This is a genomic window from Odoribacter lunatus, assembly GCF_943193135.1.
GTDB classification, from domain to species: domain Bacteria; phylum Bacteroidota; class Bacteroidia; order Bacteroidales; family Marinifilaceae; genus Culturomica; species Culturomica lunata.
Genome location: NZ_CALPCZ010000054.1, coordinates 1 through 3,253, shown reverse-complemented (window position 1 = coordinate 3,253; position 3,253 = coordinate 1). Strand labels below are relative to the sequence as shown.

Genomic DNA, 3,253 nt, shown 5'->3' with positions numbered 1-3,253 from the left:
AGTAAGTTGAAAAGTATTGGTGGCGATTTTGAGGTGAATGCCAATGATTCTTATTATTCTTCTTTTTCTTCTTTAGAATCTTTTGCAGGCTTGGAGAGCTTGGAGAGTATCGGCGGAAGTTTTAAAGTGATTTCTTCTTCTTCTTCATTGAAGGCTTTGAAGTCTTTTAATGGTTTAAGTAAGTTGAAAAGTATTGGTGGCGATTTTGAGGTGAATGCCAATGATTCTTATTATTCTTCTTTTTCTTCTTTAGAATCTTTTGCAGGCTTGGAGAGCTTGGAGAGTATCGGCGGGAGTTTTAAAGTGATTTCTTCTTCTTCTTCATTGAAGGCTTTGAAGTCTTTTAATGGTTTGGGTAAGTTGAAAAGTATTGGTGGCGATTTTGAGGTGAGTTCTTCTTCTTCTAATTCTTCTTTGTCTTCTTTAGAATCTTTTGCAGGCTTGGAGAGCTTGGAGAGTATCGGCGGAAGTTTTAAAGTGATTTCTTCTTCTTCTTCTTCATTGGAGGCTTTGAAGTCTTTTAATGGTTTAAGTAAGTTGAAAAGTATTGGTGGCGATTTTGAGGTGAATGCCAATGATTCTTATTATTCTTCTTTTTCTTCTTTGGAATCTTTTGCAGGTTTGGAGAGTTTGGAGAGTATCGGCGGGAATTTTGAGGTAACCAAAGCTTATTCTTTGAAATCTTTTGACGGTTTGAGTGGTTTGAAAAGTATTAGTGGAAATTTTGAGGTAACCAATACTTATTCTTTGGAATCTTTTGGCGGTTTAAGTAGTTTGGAGAGCATTAGTGGAAATTTTGAGATAACCGCTAACTCTTCTTTAAATGCTTTGCAGTCTTTTGAAGGATTAAATAAATTGAAGAGTATCGGTGGCGATTTTGAGGTGAATTCTTCTTCTACATCTTCTTCTTTGTCTTCTTTGGAGTCTTTTAGTGGTTTGGATAATTTGGAGAGTATTGGCGGTAGTTTTAAGGTGCTTTCTTCTTCTAATTCTAATAATTCTTCTAATGCTTCTCCTTCTTCATTGAAGGCTTTGAAGTCTTTTAGCGGTTTAAGTAAGTTGAAAAGTATTGGTGGCGATTTTGAGGTGAATTCTAATTCTTCTTCTAATTCTTCTTCTACATCTTCTTCTTTGTCTTCTTTGGAGTCTTTTAGTGGTTTGGATAATTTGGAGAGTATCGGCGGGAATTTTAAAGTGCTTTCTTCTTCTAACTCTTCTTCTTCTTTGTCTTCTTTGAAGTCTTTTGAAGGCTTGAGTAAGTTGAAAAGTATTGGTGAAGATTTTGAAGTGGTCGCTTCCGGTTCTTCTTCTTTGGAAGCTTTAGAATCTTTTGTAGGATTGGAAAATTTGGAGAGTATCGCTGAAAATTTTAAAGTGAATTCTTATCGGAATACATTGAGTTCTTTGAAATCTTTTAATGGATTAAATAAGTTGAAGCGTATCGGCGGAGATTTTGAAGTGAATGCCAATGCTTCTTTGAATGCTTTGCAGTCTTTTGAAGGTTTGGAGAATTTGGAGAGCATTGAGGGGAATTTTAAGGTTGTATCTTCAGATACCTCTTCTACTTCTGCCTCTTCTACTTTAAAATCTTTGGAATCTTTTGTAGGCTTGAGCAAGTTGAGAAGTATCGGTGGAGATTTTGAGGTGCTTTCTTCTGCTTATCATTCTTCTAGTAGTTCTAAATATTCTTCTAATTCTTCTTCTTTATCTTCCTTGAAATCTTTTGAAGGCTTGGATAATTTAGAGCGTATTGGCGGAAATTTCAAAGTAAATTCCAATTCTCGTAATTATATTTCTAATGTTTATCAGTCCCATTCATATACTACTTCTTCTTTGAGTTCATTGGAGTCTTTTGTAGGCTTGAATAAGTTGAAAAGTATCGGTGGAAATTTTGAGGTACTTTCTTCTGCTAAGTCTTATGTAGGTTATTCTGCCTCATGGGTTTCTGCTTATTCTTCTTCTTCGTTGAAATCACTGGAGTCTTTTGCTGGCTTGGGAAGTTTGGAGAGTGTCGGAGGTTATTTTAAAGTATATTCCGATATTTCTGAGCCTAATAGTTCTAGTTATTATGCTTTTTCTCTTTATTCGTTGTCGTCTTTGATTTCGTTTGATGGGCTTGAAAAGTTGAAGAACGTACAGGGTATCAGCATCACCGATTGTCCCGCTTTGTATGATTTTTGTGCATTGAAAGGGGCTGTCGGAAGCAGCGGTTGTGATTTTAGTACAAGTGGAAATGGCTATAATCCGACGAAAGATGCTTTATTAAATGGAAATTGTTCGTCGAATAAATAAATGAAACATCGAAAAGCTGACGAATGGAAAGGGGGAATTTTTCCCCCTTTCTCTTTTTGATTTGTGTAAAGGAGGTCATATATTTTAGGTTAAATGAGCATAAAAACTTTGTTTGTATAGACAGGAACGCTAATTTTGTGGATGTTGAAAAAGAATGATTATGGAAACTACTGTTTTTAATCCGGCACAGTTGCAATTGCTTAAAATGATGTCGTTCGTTAAAACTTCGGAAGCACTCGACCAGTTGAAACAGGTTATTTCAGATTTTTTTGCCAAACAGGCACAGGAGGAGATAAATCATTTGTGGGAAACCGGAGAACTGAATGATGAAAAAATCGAGAGTTTCCGCCAATTGCATGAACGTACGCCTTATAAATAAAGATGAATTTTCAAGGTACCAAATTGGCTCCTTGAATACCGGAAGAGGTTCTAAAGTTTTAGACGTTATAAAATAGGGGGTAATTGAACGGGGGAATTTTCCCCCTTTCTCTTTTTTCCGCCTCCCTGCTCGATATGTGGATAAGATGTCCTATCTTTGTGGTGTGAACTGAAAATCCGAATTTATGCCTTTACCGCATCTTGTCCGTTTCGATTGGGCGATGAAACGCCTGTTACGCCACAAAAGTAATTTCGTAGTCCTCGAGGGTTTCCTCAGCAGCCTGCTGGAGGAGAAGATAACTATCCGCAGTATTCTGGAGAGTGAGGGGAATAAGGATGATTTTACGGATAAGTTTAACCGCGTGGACCTGTTGGCGGAGGACAGCAAGGGGGAGTTGATAATAGTGGAGGTGCAGAATAACCGGGAACTGGATTATTTTCTGCGGATGCTTTACGGTGTGTCGAAGGCGGTGACGGAGTATATTTCGGAAGGTGATTTGTACGAAAAGATACGTAAGGTGTATTCGGTGAATATCGTTTACTTTGACCTCGGTCAGGGTACGGATTACGTGTATCACGGCCG

At 37.5% G+C, this 3,253-nt stretch carries 3 protein-coding genes; all 3 read left to right on the top strand.

What is annotated here, in order from left to right:
• Nucleotides 1-2,292, top strand: a 2,292-nt coding sequence (locus NFR61_RS11035) for a hypothetical protein (protein WP_251624117.1), incomplete at its 5' end; no start/stop codon positions are given.
• Between the two features lie 160 nt (nt 2,293-2,452).
• A complete protein-coding gene (locus NFR61_RS11030) occupies nt 2,453-2,671 on the top strand; it encodes a dephospho-CoA kinase (protein WP_251624114.1) in 219 nt (72 codons plus the stop codon).
• 184 nt (nt 2,672-2,855) lie between these two features.
• Nucleotides 2,856-3,253, top strand: a 398-nt coding sequence (locus tag NFR61_RS11025; RefSeq protein WP_251624112.1) for an Rpn family recombination-promoting nuclease/putative transposase, incomplete at its 3' end; no start/stop codon positions are given.

Bases quoted from the DNA above. Each gene is read 5' to 3' on its own strand.
- NFR61_RS11030 (WP_251624114.1), top strand. From the start codon at position 2,453: ATGGAAACTACTGTTTTTAATCCGGCACAGTTGCAATTGCTTAAAATG.